Source organism: Maricaulis salignorans (genome assembly GCF_900103475.1).
Classification (GTDB): Bacteria; Pseudomonadota; Alphaproteobacteria; order Caulobacterales; family Maricaulaceae; genus Maricaulis; species Maricaulis salignorans.
This window is the reverse complement of sequence record NZ_FNHG01000014.1, coordinates 59,851-77,667: the sequence shown is the minus strand read 5'-3', so window position 1 is coordinate 77,667 and position 17,817 is coordinate 59,851. Positions and strand designations below refer to the sequence as shown.

Below are 17,817 nucleotides of genomic sequence, written 5' to 3'. Positions count from 1 at the left end.
TCTTCCCGGCTAGAGACCGCTCACCATCGCACCGACCGCCACACCCAGGCTGGCCACCAGGCCAACGGCCGGCACCCAGATGGGCGCGCTGAAGCTTCCCGTCACCCCCGCCTCACCCCTCAGGCGCAAGGCGAGCAAGGCGGCATTGACCAGGGAGAACACCAGCAATGTCACGGTTGAGGCCGCGATCGCCAGCGTCCCCAACGCGCCCGACATGGCAAATATCGCGATCGCGACAGCGGCAATGAGCGTCGCCATCACCGGCGTACGGCGCACCGGATGCACGCCGCCCAGGGCGGACGGCGCCAGGCCGCGCTGCGCCAGTCCGTAGAGCACACGCGCCACCATCACGATCTGGACCAGGGCTCCATTGACCATGGCCAGCAGGGCGATCGCGGCGATGCCGTCGCCATTGAGTCCGGTCGCATGTTCAAACACTGCGGCGAGTGGCCCGCCTTCGCCGGCCAGCACATCGGGCGGCAGAGCCCGCACTGCGACCCAGGCGACCGCCAGATAAATCACTGACGAGACGGACAGGGTGATCAGGATCGCCAGCGGCAAGGTGCGCCGCGGTCGCTTGACCTCTTCGGCCATATTGGCGATGTCCTCAAAGCCGATGAAGGCAAAAAAGGCCATCACACTCGCCGCGAACAGGCCTGACCACGGCACGGGTCCGATATCCACCGGCGGCGGCGCCGTGATCGCGCCGGGTGTCGCCACAGCAATGATGAGGATCAGGCCGCCCGCCTCAATCAGGGTGATAATCCCGGCAATCATGATGGATTGCCGCACACCCCATATCGCGATCAATACCAGTATCGCCAGCGCGCCGGAAATCGCCATCCAGGCCGGGACCGGCGCCAGCGCGCCGAGATAGCCGGCAAAGCCATGCAGCACCACGGCCGAGGAGATCGCCCCTGACAGGGCGACGCCATAACCGGCCGCCGCCGTCAGCCAGCGCCGCTTGAAACCATGGGCGAGATAGGCCGCCTCACCGGCGCTTTCCGGATAACGCGAGCCGAGCTCGGCATAGGACAGGCCGGTGAAAGCCGCCAGCGCCCCCGCGAGGACAAATGCCCAGGGCGCATACAGCCCCGCCAGCCCTGCAATCTCGCCGACCAGGGCGTAGATTCCCGCGCCGAGTGTGACGCCAATCCCGTACAGGCAAAGGCCGGGAAGTCCGATAACGCGATTGAGCCGGGTCATGCCCAGCGCATAGCACTGCACGCATTGCAGCGAAACCTTGTGACTTCCCGCAACTGCCGCTATCAGAGCGCCAGACGATCGAAATCGGGCCGGCTTAGCTCAGCTGGTAGAGCACCTGATTTGTAATCAGGGGGTCGGGGGTTCGAGTCCCTCAGCCGGCACCATGATTTGGAACTAAAGTTCTGAATTAATTGACCCGATTTCATACGCCATCTGGTCGAGACCAACAATCCGACCAACAAATGCAGGCGACTTAGCACTCGCCGCAGGTGGATTGGGTCGCCGAAATCTCGATATTGCTTCTCCAGCATTGCAGCCGATGGTGACAAGCCTCGGGCCGGCCGGAATCGTGACCTCCAAGGCGAGACAGCTACTAGGAGTTCGATAAATTCCACGACCGGCTCCGATTAAGCAATTGAACCCCCGCGGCATTTTCAACAGATATACTTTGGCGCCGTGTTCATGACCCGCTAGAATTATACGCTCCGGTAGGCCGTCCTTCTTCGAGCTAATTGGACCCGGACAACATCGAACAATTCGCGATTAGGACAGTGCCGCGACCTGCCTGATGAGCCGCGACCGACCCTCGTCGATCGGCTCCGGCCGGGTTTTTGCCGATAACTGGTCCCGCGACTTTCGACCTAGGAAATACGCCACACGTTCGGCATTTGCGCCACTCGGATGAGGAAGGCCGGCAAGGACTTGGTCACGATCCAACCGGCCGTGGTCTACTAGTCGAAGCAGTGCGGCGGCCGCGTGCGATCCCAGCGGAATCCAGATTGCCGAACTGAGGGTCGACGCTTCTTGGGCTAGGTAGGTGTCTATCATCGACACCAAGGGACTAACCTTCAGCGGGCTGGGAGAGCCGCTATAGTTTTGGCCATTGCGGAAGACAGGATATCTGAGTGCAGATGTGAAGTGTGCTCTTTGCTCCTTACCGTCGAAAAGACAGTCTGACGTTGGCACACCCAACCGAGAGTTCACACCGATATGGTCGAGCATCGCGGTAAGATTCTTTCTCAGTGGCCCGCTAAAGCTGCCCGTCTTTTTCGCGACGGCCAGCGCTACCGGCACTGATACCCCGGCCCTCAATTGCTCAATAAACGCGGAAAGAGCGTTTCGCGCCTGCTGCCGGCCCGGGGTGAGGCCTACCAGCACGATCTGAGCATTTTGCTCGACATGATCGAACGGTGCGTACTCGGCGCGGAGGCTGCCATCTTCAAATATTGTAAGGTCGGCTTCGACTTCATGGATCGACGTTCCGCGCATCGCATGCGCTCTAATTCTCTCAACATAACTGTCTTGCATCTCAGCTCCTGTAAGCCACGGTAACAATCGCGCCTTCGGCGCTCTGAACGAGATAGGCGTTCTTAAGCTGGGTCATTTCCTTCATGCGCCAGCGGCCGAAAAACCGTTCCACTTCCTTCCACGCTTTCTTGTCGAATGCGTAACTGACACAACCGCTCTTCGCGGGGCTACGCCGACCGAACTCTAGCAATAGCCAGCGGGCGACCTCGGGAATGTTGCGGTCAATGCTGCGCCTCTCCGCGTGCTCGGTAAGCGGAGCAGTCAAGTGGGCCCGGTTCATGCGAGTGCCTCCAGCTCAGAGCGGCGCACACGTTTCCACGACTGACCGGATACAATTCCCCAACGCCCGCTTTCAGGATTCGGACGGCGCCAGCGTGGGGTTTCCATACGCAACAGACGCTCAACCGCTTCACCGAAGCCCTCGACCTGCACCTCTTCGCCTTTCGGTCCAATCGTGAACCGGTCGCGAGCTGATCCGCGGCCGAGGTGCGGTGAGAATATCGAACCGTCCATCGCAACAGGAACAAACACATAATCGTCGTGCTCCTTAAGCGGGTCTGGCGGAGCAAGCTCTGTTTGCTCTCCCCACGAGACTTTTAAGGGGTACTCGGCCGCAACCTCGCGCCAAATTGACCAACGATAATCGCGTTCATTCAGCCAGCGTGCGCAGGCCTCCGGGGCGATCAGCCCTTTCTTTGAAACACTGGGCGCCCCTTCGCTCTGTGCGTAAATGGCGTTCTGAAGGCGCTTGATTGAAACGCCGGAAAGCGAGGCCAACTCCCCGACCGTCAGAGGCTCGCCCTCGTCGAGTTTAATACGGGCCAGCGCCTGCTCGCGGAGTGCGGGTAGGTAAGTGAGCTCATATTTACCATTTCCGCCGCGCCCGACGAGCGCCTCAAAACGTTCGATTTTCTCGCACACCTTGCGAACCCACTTCGGCGGATTCTTCGCTTCATCGAATCTTTCTTTCATGTGGCGAACTTCAAGGTAGTCTTGTGAATCTGCATGAATGTCCCAGATCGTCATAATACCGAAGTTGGCAAAAGCATTCAGCTCGTGGAGATCATCGAGAAATGGTGGGGTTGAGCTAGCATCCCAGCCGTCGATCCGGTCCCACGTTTCGCGCCAATTGAGGTCTGGTTTGGTATCGCCCAGCCGGAGCGGCTCCCAGTCCTCCCTCGTGCCCTTAGCGATGATCTTTTCCAGTAACGCCATCGCCATTGCGGCTTCATCACCGACGAAAATTAGGTCGAGCAACTCCCCAGTGTTTGCGAGGGAACGGATGACCTCATCCTGTTCCCAAAAACCATATTCTGGCCGGAATTCATCGAGGCGGGCGTGAAATTCGTCGCGAAGGGTAACCATATTTCATTTCCTTGGGTGAATGAGATATCTGATACCCCCAAGTAACTTGGTCAAGTCGATCGGTCAAGCATATTATGGGCATATCGGAAATCCCATACACCCACGCAACCAGAGTTTGATTTACAGGCGCGCCGAAAATGCGGCCATTCGCGCCGCACCTCGCTGGTTGGTTGTTCGGCAGTAGGCACTGGAGCAACCGTGTCTCACAGCAATGGCGCGAGCGACTGGACCGACAAACACCTCTGCCAACCTTGTAAAATGGAATGGAGGTTATCTAATGGGCTGACTTGAGTTGATCACTAGGAGAATGCGTCATGCAGAAAGGATCGAAAAAACCGTCGTCCTCGGCGCTCCTGATCGCGACCGCGGCCCTAGGATCGGGGGCCTCCCTCGGCCTCGCTGAACATCTCAACGTCATTCACACGGATTGGCCGATCGCCGTTGTTGTCCTTGACGCTCGTGAAATGATTTGGCGTGGCATTTCTTATCCGCTTGAGTGGATATCCATTTCGCCGCCCAAATGGGTTTTCGATCTTGCCTCAATCTGGCTCGCGCTGGGTTCTGCCGGCCTTCGGGGCTGGGAGTTACACCTGAGGAAATTCCCGGACGATCGGCATTTCTTTCCAAAGCGCGGCAAACTATCAATCCTCCGAGGGCCGCTCTTCTTCCTGCATCCGTTTTTTGGTTTCGTGATTGGCCGGGTCCGGAAATATGGCTTCAAAGGGCCGACCTATCGCGCCGCCATCTGGTCAATCGTGCTCGGAATCTTTCTGACCTTCGGGTTCGATACGATAGTGGCTGCCAAAGAAAGCGTCTTTAATCGAGTGCTTGATCTCGACAACCTTACCCCAGCAGCGGCACCGTAACCTACATCAAAAGAGATGAACTTAGGCGCCACGGTCGGCTGACGGGATCGAATCGCTTGTCGACCATCGAATTCGTCACAAAAAAACTGTTAAACGACGGATCACGGTCCGCCGGTAATTACCGAGGCTCCAAAGTGACTTCAATGAATAGGGTCTCGGTGCCACGCATGACCTCCAATTCAATAGTGTCACCGGCGAAACGATTGCTTTGAAGGAACTGAACAGCCTCCTGCGAATTTTGAAATTGCAACCCGTCGATTTCCAAAATTCGGTCGCCGACCGCAACGCCGGCCGCCTCAGCAGGGCCACCACTATCGACGCTGACCACGGCTAGGACGCCAACTGATTTGTCATTGTTGACTCCAACGCCGATGTAGCCCGGGGTTGTGCTCTGACCGATCCTGTCTGGAGCTGCTGAATCGGGGCTGGCGTCCAGCCGATCGAATGCCTGCTCGATGCGAAGTTGGTAACTTCCCATTTCACCCGGAGCTCGTGTGTTTGCCACGATATATAAATCGGCCGCCCCGACAAATTGAAGCTCGGAATCTAATACTCCCGGAGCAAAATCATCATTTTGATTAATAGTTTGGCTCGATTCGCACCCACCCGACCTCAGCAAGAGGTAACTATCAAATTCCGATGACGACAATATTGCCCGATATCGCCGCCCATCTTCTAATTCGAGTGGGTAACAATCGAAGTTACTTCCATCTTGAAGTGTTCAATCTGTTGGTTCGATCATGCCCGTTTGGGTCATGACGGGAATCCACCGGATGGGGTCGCTAGGTTCACGCCATTGAAAATTCCGCACGAATGTCGAATTTTGACAGACTGCTCGGGTGAAATCTATGTCCTCGGTCGAACTTCCAACTTCAGAATGAATGATGCGTCCAGAATTGTAGATAACTACCGTCGGCGCCCTACCAGCATACCCACCCATCCGGTTCCGACCGTTAACATACCCACATGTAACGTATCCCGGGATCACAGGCCCAAATGGCACTCGCCATACTGTTCGCATCACGTCATTCGGCCATTGAAAGTCCGCAGTTCGGCCATTGAAAGTCCGCAGAACGAGGGTCGATTAAGCGCCCTCGGATCGCGTCCTCGGCTAGCTGAAAAAATTCACGCTCAGTAGGCGGCGACGAAAAATCCTGAACCCGAGCGGCGGTCTGCGGTGTGGTTGTGGTAGCGCACCCAGTTATCAGAACTGAGCAACCAATCGCTAGCACGGGGACCCAGCCAATTCCCCCAACGTTGCTTTTTCCCAAGGCCTTCATTTTCAAAAGTCTCCCCACAGAATTCGCGCACCACAGCCGCGATTTGCAACCTTCGTGTCGGCGCGATTCGCCAAAACCCAAGGTCACTAGGCCATAGGGCACTACACAAGTATAGGTGGAATCAGTGAGCTGAAATCTATGAGTGGGGGGTGGCGGCGATGCGCGAAGCTGCACAGGCGCTGGACCACATGACCAAGCCCTTGTGACGCCCACACGGCGCCCCATATCCCGGCTTCACTGAAATCGGATCACGACTTTTGAAGCCGATGCTTCACAGGGTCTGTTTCCAATGAAGCGGACCGTCGCAATCGGTCCGATAACACTGAAAAATTTTTGCATTTTTATCAGCGAGACTCGGTTCCGCCTGAACCGGGCCGTCTTGAGGCTCAGATCGATGCCGCGATCATGGGGCAAATCGTCGACGACCCTCAAAGGCAGCGGAAAGCCGCTTTCGTCTGACATCGCCGCACATCCTGCTATGAAGTTGAAGGGCAGCTTGAGTGATCAAGAAAGACCGATGTCAGAGTTGGCGAAAAAATTGGAAATCAGCGGGTATGCGCTGCTCACTCGGTATCGTCCGGAGGCGGACATACTTGCAGTCGTGCACGAGATTGGCGTGCCGATTGAGCCATGGGAAGGCGGGTTGGTTCAATTGCTGAAGCCCCGCAAGGATGGGACGCCGAACACCTATAGTGGTAATTTCGGATTAGAGCAGTTCCCATTTCATAGCGATCTCGCTCATTGGTTGAGGCCGCCACGTTACATCCTGCTCCGCTGTCAGGTTGGCTTCGAGGATACCCCAACCTTACTTCTTGACGGCCGCAACTTGATTCAGAGGATTTCAAGACCCACCCTTTCCCGAACAGTTTATAGGCCTCGCAGGCCCCGCGCCGGCGCACATACTCTTCTGCGCCTTCTCGAAACCGAAATTGATGGAGAAGAACTGTTGCGATGGGATGAACTATTCCTGCAGCCGACAAATAGATTTGCTACAGACACTGGTCATACGATCGGCAACTTTATCAAATCGTACAGACCATTAGCAGTCGCCCTGTCTCGCCCCGGAGATATTCTGATAATAGACAACTGGCGGATGCTGCACGCTCGATCACCGATTGTAGCGGGACGTGAGGGGCGAATTATCCAAAGGGTGTATTTGGGGGAACTAAATTGAAACAGACGATCAAATCCGGGGCCACGCCAGCGGCCTTTGATCCCAATGCGCTTTATACCAAAGCGCTGCGATACATCCAAAATATGGATAACCACGACAGCGATGAGTGGGAATATGCGCTCTGGTCCAGTCTCGCGCTCGAGTTTCTCGCGCGGGCAGCGCTGGGTAACGTTAGCCCTCCGCTATTGGCGGAACCGGACAAGAGCGGATCAAACCTCCACTTTGCGCTCGGCTTCGCGTCCTTGGAAGAGAAATTCTCCCCAAAGTCCATTGCCATCTCCGAGGTTTTCAGGCGACTCTCCGCAATCCTCCCAGAATTTGTTAAAGAACACGAAGCCTTCGGGATTGTGCATACGGGAAAGCGTAACGCCGAGCTCCATTCCGGCGAGTTGGCCTTTGATGGCGTCAAGGGATCGAGCTGGCAGCCGCGCTTCTACCAGACCTGCGAGATTCTTTTGGCCTCGATGGGTTTCTCACTTGAAGATTTTGTTGGCAGTGACGAGGCCGATGTCGCGAAACAACTCATTGCGGCAGCTGCTGACAATGGTGCGAAAGCCGTCAACGGAGACGTGGCGGCCCATTCCAAGGTCTGGCAGGCAAAACCGGAAAGTGAGCAAAAAACTCTAGCGGCTCAAGCTATGATCTGGGCAAGCCGCCAAATCGGTCACCGCGTCGATTGTCCGGCCTGCGGATCGACGGCTCTGGTTCAAGGTGAGCCCGTGTCCGCTCCATCGCAGAAACTTGAAGACGATGTGATTATTGAATCACAAGAGTATTTGCCAACACAGTTTGAATGCATCGCATGCGGCCTTAGAATAATCGGACTATCCAAACTCGCCGTTGTGGCGCTTAGTGATCGCTACAAGAAAACACAAAAGTATAACTTGTCTGAGATTTACGCTCCTTTGGACGATTATTCTATGTTCGAGGAAGACAACAATGAGCCTTGATATGGTAAAGAGATTCAACGCCTAGAGGCGGGCGCCCCCTTGTTTAGCATATATTGGTTGAATTGTTGATTTTCGGAATTGACGGTGGGAAAACTGATTTTCAGTAAACACCTGATGAAATGAACCCGACCTCGTGCGTTAATCTATTTCTCTATGACAATCAGCCGCCAGTACCCGGTAAAGCGTCGACCGGGACACGCCCAGCTGATCCGAAATCGCTTGCATCGAGTGCCCCCCGGCGGCTTTCACCTTTTTGGCCATCTCGATCTGATCGTCGGTCATTACGGCGGGGCGTCCAAGCCTGACCCCTTTTGCGCGCGCATTTTGAAGGCCGCAGCGAGTCCTTTCTCCAATCAGTGCTTTCTCATATTCAGCCAATGCGCCGAAAACATGGAACACCAACCGTCCCCCGGCTGTCGTCGTATTGATATCCTCGGTAAGTGAAATGAAGCCGATATCTCGTTCACCCAACTGATCTACTGTCTCGATCAATTGCCTGAGAGATCGCGCAAGTCGGTCCATTTTCCACACGACCAACGTGTCGCTTGGCCGGATATAGTTCATAGCTTCTTGAAGCTTCGGCCGATCACGTTGAGCACCGGATGCAGACTCTTCGAAGATCATCTGACAGCCGGCTTCCTTCAAAGCGGCGATCTGCATCTCGTTTGATTGATCCTCGGTGCTGACTCGTGCGTAACCGACCTTCATGAATTCTCCTGTGTCATAAACGGCTGCTTCAAGTGGTGACACAGTTTGGAATTTCAAGAGGGTTTTTGACACAACGATGGGACTGATATCGGATCATCCAGCAGTCACTTGATGGACGTGTCACAAACGGTCGTTATTGAAACACCCGCCTATCGTACGAGACCCAATCACGTAGAAGGCCGGTTTACGGGCCAACGAAATAACCCGCCTTGAAAGCCTGCACCGAGGGATATGGCGTAAGGACGGTCACCAGCTGGTCGCTTTCCAACTCTATTTGTGCGTAGCCGTCGAAACTCCATACTTTATAGCCATCAGAAAACTTCTGAATCGGGCGCGGCAGCCCGCTTGCAACGAAAAAAGTTCCAACGGGTAGGCTATGCAGGTCAGCTTCGAATGTAATTTGTTGCTTCGAATGTCGTTCGATGCGGCTGGCATGCAACGCCTTGTCCATTGATACAGCCGAAGGTCGCTCACCGTGTTCCGGGAAAGCTTTGCCGAAGGCTTTTTGAAATCGCGTATAGGCGTCATAACGGCATTGCCTACAAGGTCGGTGGCCGGCCGCGAACGAGGTTGCCTCATCGGTAAAGAAAAGCTCGGTGTATTTCCCCGGCGTCATCAGTTTCCGTTTGTTGCCAGAATTACTGACAAGGGAACATGTGACCCATGCTGGGCGGGTCCAACGCCGGTCAACCAGCTGCTGCTGATCGTTATGAAGGCAACCACGATTCCCCATGAGTTGCCCTCGCGCCTCGTGAGATACGATCGCCCCTAGTGGCGTCACCCGGTTTTGAAGTGGCATGTTCCTACCCCATCCCTTCATCAAACGTCGCGGTCAGGTCACGCAACCGGTCGATGACCCGATCCACGACCGTCTTGCGTTCCCGTATCTTCGGCTTCTCGTTCAGCGCTTCGATGACGGTGTCGCTCAACGGCGCCTTGCTGGTGAAATGGTACTCGCTGATCATCCGTTTGAAGGCCTCCGGAACGTGACCTCGCGTTCCTTGTCGACACCGAAACCGATAATTTCGATTTCATATCGGGTGAAGGCGGCCTCAAAACCGCTCGATGGGCTCCACTCCTCCGGTATCACCAAGAATTTCCTCGCGTCGGCGCCTTCGGTACACGAGTGCGTTACGAGTTGACCGATCGCTGAGTAAATCGATTGCCGGTCACTTTTGGCTTTTACCTCATAAACTTCTGTAATCCGACCAGACCGGCGAACATAAAGGTCGATCAAGCCACTGTTAAGCACCTTCTCTTCGGAGGTCGCCTGCCTCGACCGCTCGTCAAATAGCGCCTGAACCACCCTGCCATGCATTGCAAAATATTGCCCTCTGGCGCCACCACCACCGGACTTCTTTCCTGAGAATTCCTTCGAATACCGTTCGTATTCAGCGACGCTATTCCGGAACTTTTCTGTCTCCAGCTCCCCGGCCCTGACGGCTAACTTAAATTCCGAGACTAGTCTGACGAAGTCCCAAACCTCGTCGGCGAGATTGGGGCTATTCAAACCGGCAATGATGATGCCCTCACGTATACCGCCCGCAATATCAACAACCTCGACAAGCTCCGCCTTCGACCAGACAAGAAAGGCGGTCCGGCCAACACCCTTGTGGCCACCTCCAATCTTGCCGCTATGCAACAAGATCGTGTCACCTGTTTCCAAGTCAGTCGCGAATGCGCCCGCCACCTGTTTGCTGTTCGAATCGGCCGCAATGTTGATTTCTACGGTAATAGCTTGGGACTTGAGGTCGCGATCGAACACGCCAAACGCATTCCAGTAGCGTCGAATCTTATAATCGTTCGCCGGTTCCTTGAAGCCAGCCCAGAGACGATCGGGACCTGCCGCATATACCGGAATATTGTAATTGCCGCCGGGGAAACCGATGTTCAGAACACCCTGATCATCAAGACTTTCGTAGAGCCGTTTCTCAAGCAACGCTTGAGCCGACGCTTTCGCTTCAGGCGTTTCTACCAATTTGAGCACGACATCTCCTACAGCTTCAAAACCGTCCGCACAGATCGGCAGCGCATGGATCACTCATCAGCGGCATCAGCCTCAGTATACTTCGCAACGGCCCAGATGAAGCTCTGAACATCGACATTGTCCGCAGGCTTGAGACTGGCAATTGCCGAACGTGTTTCCTTGGTGAGATCGAGCAAGCCTTCATAGGTCTCGGCGCGAATATCCGAGGAATAATCGTGTGCAAAGCGATGGCCGACGCGTTCGGCAAACCCCTTCGCTACAGTCGGCTTCAGAAACATGTGACCATCCGGCTGCCACAGAAACGGGAGGTATGTCACCAACGGCCACGACTTCCTGTCGACGGCTTCCGCAATCCGGGTCATCTCCGCCAAACCGTCCTTGATTTCGCCCATGGCCATTCGGGCAGCAGCCTGTACGAACTCGCCACCAAGCTTGTGGAGCAGGATCGCGCGCAACGCGATGCTTTCAGACCTGAATAGCAAATTCGTTTGGCAGGCTTTGAGAACAGCTTCCGGGTTGGCCATGCCGGCAAAGGCTTCATCGAGCGGCGCTGCTTCCGCGAGTTTTGAGATCGCTGCGATCTTATAATCACGCTCTTTGGTCAGATACCGCGGATCGGCAAACCCGGCGGGGAAAATCTGCCGGAAGCGACTGATCGCACCATCGTAGCCGACATACTCGGCCGCTTGCATCCCGACCTCGACCGAAAGTCGCTCCCACAATTCGTCGATTTCATCCCCGTCCATTATGGCGGTGCGGTGCGTCGCACCCTTGAACGCTACGCCCTGCAGCTTCCCGGCTGTGTCCACAATGCGAAGCGTGTAGCGCCCGAGCTTTCCTTCTTTCACCGTTTTCATTTTCGCGGTTTTCATCAATCAATCCTCCCCTGACTGCTGGTCACACCAGCCGATGTACAAAGGGCAACCGTTCGAAACGGGCACCAACTGAAGCCGGTTTTTCGCCACATCAGCTACGCCCAGAAACGCAGCAAACTTCGAGAAATCGTCAAACCAACGATCCTCTTTGGAGAAGGACTGAACGATCATTGCCGCGGCGTCGGCCTTGAACCGGTTTGCCTCGATTATCGCGGACGCGGTGCGGTGGAACAGCTGATAGCCCAAACTCCCGTCCACCTCGCCGGCAACCGAAAGCAATTCGCACAGGTCTGCCAATCGTTTCGGTCGAGCGCTCGATGTTCCAGAAAGCCACTTTTCAACCGTCGGTCCAAAAGGTTCATCGACCTTCCCCTCCACGGTCACCGCGATCAACTGATCAGCCGTCCTCAAGAGAGCAAAAAGGTCGCTTTGCGAACCCCGATACCCGTCAGGCAAGTCTGTGACCCACTCGGGAACAGCGAAAAGCACCTGCGGTTCAACGAGCCCTACCGAAGCGAACGCCGCGCCGAACGATTTCGGCAACCCACTGCCATCCTCCCAAGCCGATGCGATCGAATGGGCAGAATATCCGGCACGCCATTGCTTGTCGGGTTCCATGAGGAGTTGGTGCCAAGAGTCCGGGCCAGTTGAGGGTACGAAAATATTTTTGCGTCGCTGAGTCCGTTTGTTCTGAGTCATTCTAAGAGCCTACACCCATTGGGCGACAAAACCCGTCACCGGTGAAGGCCCCGCAAATGGTACAATCACCACTGCCATCAAAAGCGACGACGGATAAATTCCTGCGCTTCCTTGCCCGACAGCTCCGTTGTTGAGGCGCCCATTCGAACGAAGAACCGCTGATCCTTTCCATCTTTGACAAACACGGGCGACCGGCCTGCATCACAATCAATGCAAAGCACTCTCGCATCTTCGTAATCGTCAAAACGGGGATGGATATAGAGCATGTGATCCGCGCCCATCCGATCCCGGATAAGGTTGTCCAGATGGAGGTTCATCTTGTCTTCGCTCGAAAACCCATCGGCGCTGATACCCAGAGGCTCGGTGTCATCTGAAACCCCGATGATCAGTGTGCCGCCACTGGAAGCGTTCAGGAATCCAGCGATTGTTTTCAACACGCCCAACTCCATACGAGGGTCATTTTGCCCGGTATGCAGATTCATGCGGAGCGTTGATTTGAATTCGGTAGTGGAATTCTCCCGGCCTCCGATCAAATCGCGTAATTCGTCCGGCGAACGAAGCTGATGTGATTCAGCCTCCTCCCCACGCAGTTTCTCGAACGCCTGTTTGATGACGGCGGCGATCCTCTCACGTCGAGCTCGTAGAAAATCGCTATATTCCATCGCCTGCCAACCGTCGGGCAGCGCGTGGTTGAAGTACATTTTTTCAAGCACGCGGCGATCGAAACGAGCTTCATACTCTGGCACGTATTCGACCGGAGATCGGTCTTCGATATCCGCGTTGTCATTCCACTCAAGAATGGCAAAATTTGCGATCTGGTTCTTGTCGCGATTGTCGGTGATGCCGAGACGCTCAAGATGGTTCTTGGGAAACAGGTGGTGGCGTTCCGATGCTGCCCGAGGCGACTTGATCGCGGCGTCAAGCAAATCGCTTACCTTCTGCTTCGAATAGAGGGCGAGCGCGTCCAAGATATTGAGGGAGGCGAAATACGCGAATTGCGACGGACTCCGTGAGGACGATGTCGCCAGATCAGTCGGAAGGCTGATACTCCAAAAATCATCCGTGAGCGTCGAACTGATGACATCCCACAAGACCTTCTTGAAGCCCTCCCCGTCAACGACAGGCCGCAATCTCGCGAGATCGAACTCCATTTGCGATTCTGGGGAGCTGCTGTACCGCGCCGTGAGTGACGACATCAGGAACCAGCAGGCAATGACCCGCCGAAGCTCGTGCTCCTCGATGCGGTATTCCGTCCGACCAAGGAGATAGAGCGTGTACGCGAATATCAGATTCATTCCCGAAGTGATCATCTTCGAGCTGCGGTAACCCGCCTGCCTGACCGTTTTCAGGAAGTCATGCCAGTATTGCAAATTCAGAACCTTGTCCTGAGCAGCACGAAGAACGGCGAATTGGCGGTCCCGAATCTCGGGATCATACTCATCTGTCTGCAGGTCTTTCCCACGTAGCAGTGAGTAAACCGATTTGAGCTTGGCCCGCCTGAACGCAACGCCGACGGAAACACGCAAGAGCTGGTCCGGGTCAGGGGTAATGAAGGGGTTGTAGGGAGATGGGCCGGTCGTAGAGGGTTGCCTTGCCGCCCTGCAGAACGCCTCCAAAGCCGCCCGGGCATCATCTGCGGAGACCGACATCAACGTCAGAATAAAATCTGATTGGTTGAGCTTCTTGCCCTCGGAATTGATCCTGACGAAGACCTCGGCGACCTGTTCTTCATCGACAGCGGACGAAAGCTCGAGAGCGGTGAACGGATAGCTGATCAGTTGATTGAGTCGCATGATCGCTCGTTGGATTTTCCGTTCGTCCTCAGGCGACAATTCCTGTGCCGCATTCAAACGTTCGATGTAGTCGGTCGCGATGGCGAAAATATCGGCATCTGGCGCCCAAATCTGGCTGATATTGCTGATATATCGAATGTCCCGACGAATTGCCGCATCAGCCACCTCAAACTTCTCGGAAAGCGGATCAAAGGCAATTTCGATAGTGCGAGAAACGAAATTCTTGTCGACGACCTTCACGCCGGTCATCACGGCATAGAGCGAGGTCAAACGTTGTTGCCCGTCAACGATCAGCAAGCGTGCAGATTTTTGATGTGTCTGATCGCCGATGCCACGTGCCCCGGACACTTCAGCAGGCTCCCAAAAGAGCAGGTATCCGACCGGAAAGCCTCGATACATGGAGTCGAATAGATTGCGAACTTTCACATTGGGCCAGACGAAGGGGCGCTGAAGGTCCGGCAGACCGATGTCGCCCTGATTAATCTGGGCGATAAGCCCGCCAAGTGTCGGATCGACCTTGCGATAAACTGTCGTACTCATCCTTCATCCCCTCTGGACGGGCCTCGATTCACCAACAACCTCAACGATCTTCGAGAAAATGCAACTTGTTCTTGTTTCACAATAGAAAAACCCTCAACACTATCAAGTCAGACTCACGATGACCGGAGCGGTGTCGTCGTAATTTCCGTACTCATGTCGACTACCGGGGCCCTATGACAGCTGAATTCACGAGGCATCACGCCCACTATCTTGCTCACCACATTACTCTGGCCGGCCTCGATGAGGAGGCATTTGCGAAGTCGCTCTCATCGGCTCGCGTGGATATGAACCCGCATCAGGTAGAAGCGGCCCTTTTCGCCCTGAAGTCCCCTCTGTCGAAGGGGGTAATTCTGGCGGATGAAGTTGGCCTCGGGAAAACAATTGAAGCAGGCATGGTGATCGCCCAGAGGTGGGCTGAACAGCAGCGCCGCATTCTCCTGATCGCACCGGCGTCATTGCGGAAGCAGTGGCAACAGGAATTGATCGACAAGTTTTCCCTGCCGAGCAAAATCATCGATGCGATAGTCTATCGCGACTTGGTCAAGAAGGGCGTCAAGCGCCCCTTCTACGACACCAAGGGCATAATCGTCGTTTCGTATGAGTTCGCTTCCAGCAAAGCCGACGAGATTGCTGCCACACCTTGGGATTTGGCAGTTTTTGATGAAGCCCATCGGCTCCGCAATGTCTACCGAAAGGACGGTTCGGTTCGGGCAAAGGTGTTGCGAGACGCCCTGAAAAACCCATTCAAAATCTTGCTTACTGCAACGCCTCTGCAGAATTCCTTGATGGAGCTCTATGGCTTAGTGTCCGTCATTGACGAGACGCATTTCGGCGGGCCTGCAGCCTTCCGCTCCCTGTACACCGGGGCAGGCACAGGACAAGAGGATTTGGATCGATTGAAAGCAAGGCTTGAGCCCGTTTGCCACCGAAGCCTTCGCAGACAGGTTCAAGAAGCGGGGCACATCAACTATACTGCGCGGACCGCCGTGACCTTCAATTTCAATCCAAACGAAGAAGAACAGCAATTATACGAATTGGTGTCCGCCTTCCTTCAACGCAACGACACAGTCTCGTATGGCGACAGAACCAATCCCCTCGTAATTCTTCAAATCAGGAAGGTGCTGGGGTCTTCGACTTTCGCGGTCACCCACTACCTCCGAAACCTCATCCATCGCCTCGAGAATAAGGAAGCCATCAACACCTCCATCATCGATGATCTGGATGATTTCGATGATATTGCCGAGGAATATGGAAGCGATCTCTCATCCGGTGAGGACGGGAGATCGCTCTTTGAGGAGGAGACCGATCTCCCCGAAATCATCGACCCAGTTAAGCTTCAAGCGGAAATCCAGCTTCTAAAGAGCTTCTTGGAATTGGCCGAGGGTATCGGCAAAAACGCTAAAGGCGATGAGCTGGCCGCTCGCCTTCCCTCCGCGCTTGATGAAATCGAGCAAAAAGGTGGGCAGCGAAAGGCTGTGATTTTTACCGAAAGTGTCAGAACCCAGCGCTACCTTTCTGACCTTCTGGAAAATAACGGATTTAGAGGCCAAATCGTCCTGCTGAATGGATCAAACAGCGATTCGGAAAGCCGGGCGATCTATGCCGCATGGGTGGAAAAGCACAAAGGCACGGACAAAGTGTCTGGGTCCCGTGCCGCAGATATCAAGCAAGCCCTCGTCGAGGCTTTCAAGAGCGATGAAAAGACCATTTTCATATCAACCGAAAGTGGAGCGGAAGGCATCAACCTTCAATTCTGCTCCCTGCTGGTCAACTTCGACCTTCCATGGAATCCGCAAAGAGTGGAACAGCGAATTGGCCGCTGTCACCGGTATGGGCAGAAGATCGATGTGACCGTGGTCAACATGCTGAATCTGAGCAACGCGGCCGAGAAACGAATCCACGAATTACTCGATGAAAAATTCAAACTCTTCGACGGCGTGTTCGGTTCCAGCGATGAGATACTCGGGACAATCGAGAACGGTGTCGATTTCGAAAAGGCTGTGCTGGCGATCGTGCAGAACGCTAGAGATGACGGGCAAATACAACTCGAAGTCGACCTTCTGAAGGAAAGGATTCAGGACAAGATCGACGCGGAAATGGAAGACGCTCGAGCAAAGGTGCTTGAGGAACTCGATCAAGCTGTTGTCGCTCGCCTCAAAAACACAGCCGGTCACATCAACGCCTCCTTGACTGACTTCAACCGTCGCCTGCTAACCGTCGCAAAAGCCGAGTTGCCGGATGCAAAGTTCCACGCCCCCGATAGCCCTCGATTCGATTTTCAGGGAAAAACTTATACGACAGAGTGGCCCGTCGCCGATGAAAACGACTGGCAGTTCTTCAGATTGGCGGACGACAATCTTGCCGCCGAAGTGGTGGACCGGGCCAAGGGATATGACCTGAACCATGAGGTCATTCATATCACTTTTGCGCCCGATCAGTACCCATTTGCCGGCCAGATTGTCGATGTCCGCAAGCTTAAAGAACGATCCGGGTGGCTGATCGCGGCGAAAGCCAAAATCGACACACCCAACGCGGTGCGGGAAGAAATGCTCTTGGCCTGCCTCACTGATGACGGCGAGGAAGTCCCACAGGAGACAGCTGACCGTATGTTCTGGGTACCGGCATCCGGAGCACGCCCGGCCGAAGGTCTGAAGCCAATCCGGCGCCTGCAATCAATGAAGGACGCCCTATTTGATAGCTTTTCCAAGCAGGTGAATATGGAAAATGCTAAGTGGCTGGAAGACGAGGAATTCCGGCTGGATGAGTATGCGAAGGACCTCGAGACCGAGTTCAATGCGCGGATCAAGGAAGTCGAGGAGGAAATAAAGGAACTCCGAAAGCAACGCCGCGCCGCCGGCCTCTCAATGGAGGAAAAGCTGGCCTTGGGCAAAAAGGTCAAACGCCGCGAAGCCGATCGTGATGACCTCGTGCTCAGCAAACACGAGCAACGAGTGAAAATCCGGCGTCAAGTTGAAGAAATGCTGGACGACATTGCTGAAAGCCTAAACCGCAAGCCAAGCGTTCAAGACCTGTTCGTAATCCGTTGGTCAGTGGAATAGGCCCAAT

At 55.0% G+C, this 17,817-nt stretch carries 16 protein-coding genes and 1 tRNA gene; 5 read left to right on the top strand and 12 right to left on the bottom strand.

From position 1 onward, the window contains the following. Nucleotides 1–9 precede the first annotated feature (9 nt). Complete coding sequence (locus tag BLT42_RS11210) at nucleotides 10–1,206, bottom strand: APC family permease (RefSeq protein ID WP_091770811.1); 1,197 nt, start codon at nucleotides 1,204–1,206, stop codon at nucleotides 10–12. An 88-nt stretch (nucleotides 1,207–1,294) separates the two neighbouring features. Here BLT42_RS11210 and BLT42_RS11205 point away from each other — a divergent pair. Then, a tRNA-Thr gene (locus BLT42_RS11205) sits at nucleotides 1,295–1,370 on the top strand. Nucleotides 1,371–1,749: 379 nt separating this feature from the next. Here BLT42_RS11205 and BLT42_RS11200 read toward each other — a convergent pair. From BLT42_RS11200 to BLT42_RS11190, 3 genes are read right to left on the bottom strand one after another with little or no spacing between them, the layout of a single operon-like run. After that, nucleotides 1,750–2,514 carry a uracil-DNA glycosylase family protein gene (locus BLT42_RS11200; RefSeq protein ID WP_091770809.1) on the bottom strand — a complete coding sequence of 255 codons (765 nt, stop codon included), beginning with the start codon at nucleotides 2,512–2,514 and terminating at the stop codon, nucleotides 1,750–1,752. Between the two features lies 1 nt (nucleotide 2,515). Next, complete coding sequence (locus BLT42_RS11195; protein ID WP_091770807.1) at nucleotides 2,516–2,794, bottom strand: hypothetical protein; 279 nt, start codon at nucleotides 2,792–2,794, stop codon at nucleotides 2,516–2,518. Further along, nucleotides 2,791–3,879: a hypothetical protein gene (locus tag BLT42_RS11190; RefSeq protein WP_091770805.1), complete on the bottom strand. Its 1,089-nt coding sequence runs from the start codon at nucleotides 3,877–3,879 to the stop codon at nucleotides 2,791–2,793. Before BLT42_RS11190 ends, BLT42_RS11195 begins: the two co-directional genes overlap by 4 nt. A 314-nt stretch (nucleotides 3,880–4,193) precedes the next feature. On the opposite strand from BLT42_RS11190, the gene BLT42_RS11185 reads away from it, so the two are divergent. Continuing rightward, on the top strand, nucleotides 4,194–4,745 hold the full coding sequence (locus BLT42_RS11185; RefSeq protein ID WP_091770803.1) for a hypothetical protein: 552 nt from the start codon (nucleotides 4,194–4,196) through the stop codon (nucleotides 4,743–4,745). Nucleotides 4,746–4,863: 118 nt separating this feature from the next. Here the strand turns inward: BLT42_RS11185 and BLT42_RS11180 are convergent, their stop codons facing one another. Continuing rightward, nucleotides 4,864–5,394 carry a PDZ domain-containing protein gene (locus BLT42_RS11180; protein ID WP_233342448.1) on the bottom strand — a complete coding sequence of 177 codons (531 nt, stop codon included), beginning with the start codon at nucleotides 5,392–5,394 and terminating at the stop codon, nucleotides 4,864–4,866. 920 nt (nucleotides 5,395–6,314) lie between these two features. On the opposite strand from BLT42_RS11180, the gene BLT42_RS11170 reads away from it, so the two are divergent. Next, nucleotides 6,315–7,199 (top strand): Fe(II)-2OG oxygenase family protein, encoded by an 885-nt coding sequence (locus BLT42_RS11170; RefSeq protein WP_233342447.1) that lies wholly within the window; start codon nucleotides 6,315–6,317, stop codon nucleotides 7,197–7,199. Then, on the top strand, nucleotides 7,196–8,149 hold the full coding sequence (locus BLT42_RS11165; RefSeq protein ID WP_091770797.1) for a hypothetical protein: 954 nt from the start codon (nucleotides 7,196–7,198) through the stop codon (nucleotides 8,147–8,149). The genes BLT42_RS11170 and BLT42_RS11165 overlap by 4 nt, the downstream gene beginning before the upstream one ends. A gap of 138 nt (nucleotides 8,150–8,287) precedes the next feature. On the opposite strand, the gene BLT42_RS11160 is transcribed toward BLT42_RS11165, so the two are convergent. The 7 genes from BLT42_RS11160 to BLT42_RS11135 all read right to left on the bottom strand — a co-directional run bounded on the left by BLT42_RS11160 (nucleotide 8,288) and on the right by BLT42_RS11135 (nucleotide 14,751). Then, nucleotides 8,288–8,857, bottom strand: coding sequence for a recombinase family protein (locus BLT42_RS11160; protein ID WP_091770795.1), 570 nt, complete (start codon nucleotides 8,855–8,857; stop codon nucleotides 8,288–8,290). Between the two features lie 184 nt (nucleotides 8,858–9,041). Beyond that, the gene (locus tag BLT42_RS11155) at nucleotides 9,042–9,473 is read right to left on the bottom strand and encodes a hypothetical protein (protein WP_091770793.1); all 432 of its coding nucleotides are present in this window, start codon (nucleotides 9,471–9,473) and stop codon (nucleotides 9,042–9,044) included. Between the two features lie 187 nt (nucleotides 9,474–9,660). Continuing rightward, nucleotides 9,661–9,822, bottom strand: a complete 162-nt coding sequence (locus tag BLT42_RS15150) for a hypothetical protein (RefSeq protein WP_176780339.1) — start codon at nucleotides 9,820–9,822, stop codon at nucleotides 9,661–9,663. Then, entirely contained in the window at nucleotides 9,819–10,898 is a 1,080-nt protein-coding gene (locus BLT42_RS11150) for a hypothetical protein (protein ID WP_091770791.1), read from the bottom strand. The genes BLT42_RS15150 and BLT42_RS11150 overlap by 4 nt, the downstream gene beginning before the upstream one ends. Further along, nucleotides 10,895–11,716 (bottom strand): hypothetical protein, encoded by an 822-nt coding sequence (locus BLT42_RS11145; RefSeq protein WP_091770789.1) that lies wholly within the window; start codon nucleotides 11,714–11,716, stop codon nucleotides 10,895–10,897. Before BLT42_RS11145 ends, BLT42_RS11150 begins: the two co-directional genes overlap by 4 nt. Nucleotides 11,717–11,719: 3 nt before the next feature. Then, nucleotides 11,720–12,418 carry a DUF6946 family protein gene (locus BLT42_RS11140; RefSeq protein WP_091770787.1) on the bottom strand — a complete coding sequence of 233 codons (699 nt, stop codon included), beginning with the start codon at nucleotides 12,416–12,418 and terminating at the stop codon, nucleotides 11,720–11,722. Nucleotides 12,419–12,495: 77 nt separating this feature from the next. Beyond that, the gene (locus BLT42_RS11135; protein ID WP_091770785.1) at nucleotides 12,496–14,751 is read right to left on the bottom strand and encodes a GmrSD restriction endonuclease domain-containing protein; all 2,256 of its coding nucleotides are present in this window, start codon (nucleotides 14,749–14,751) and stop codon (nucleotides 12,496–12,498) included. A gap of 173 nt (nucleotides 14,752–14,924) precedes the next feature. Here BLT42_RS11135 and BLT42_RS11130 point away from each other — a divergent pair, with 173 nt between their 5' ends. After that, nucleotides 14,925–17,810 (top strand): SNF2-related protein, encoded by a 2,886-nt coding sequence (locus BLT42_RS11130; protein ID WP_091770782.1) that lies wholly within the window; start codon nucleotides 14,925–14,927, stop codon nucleotides 17,808–17,810. Nucleotides 17,811–17,817: the final 7 nt, after the last annotated feature.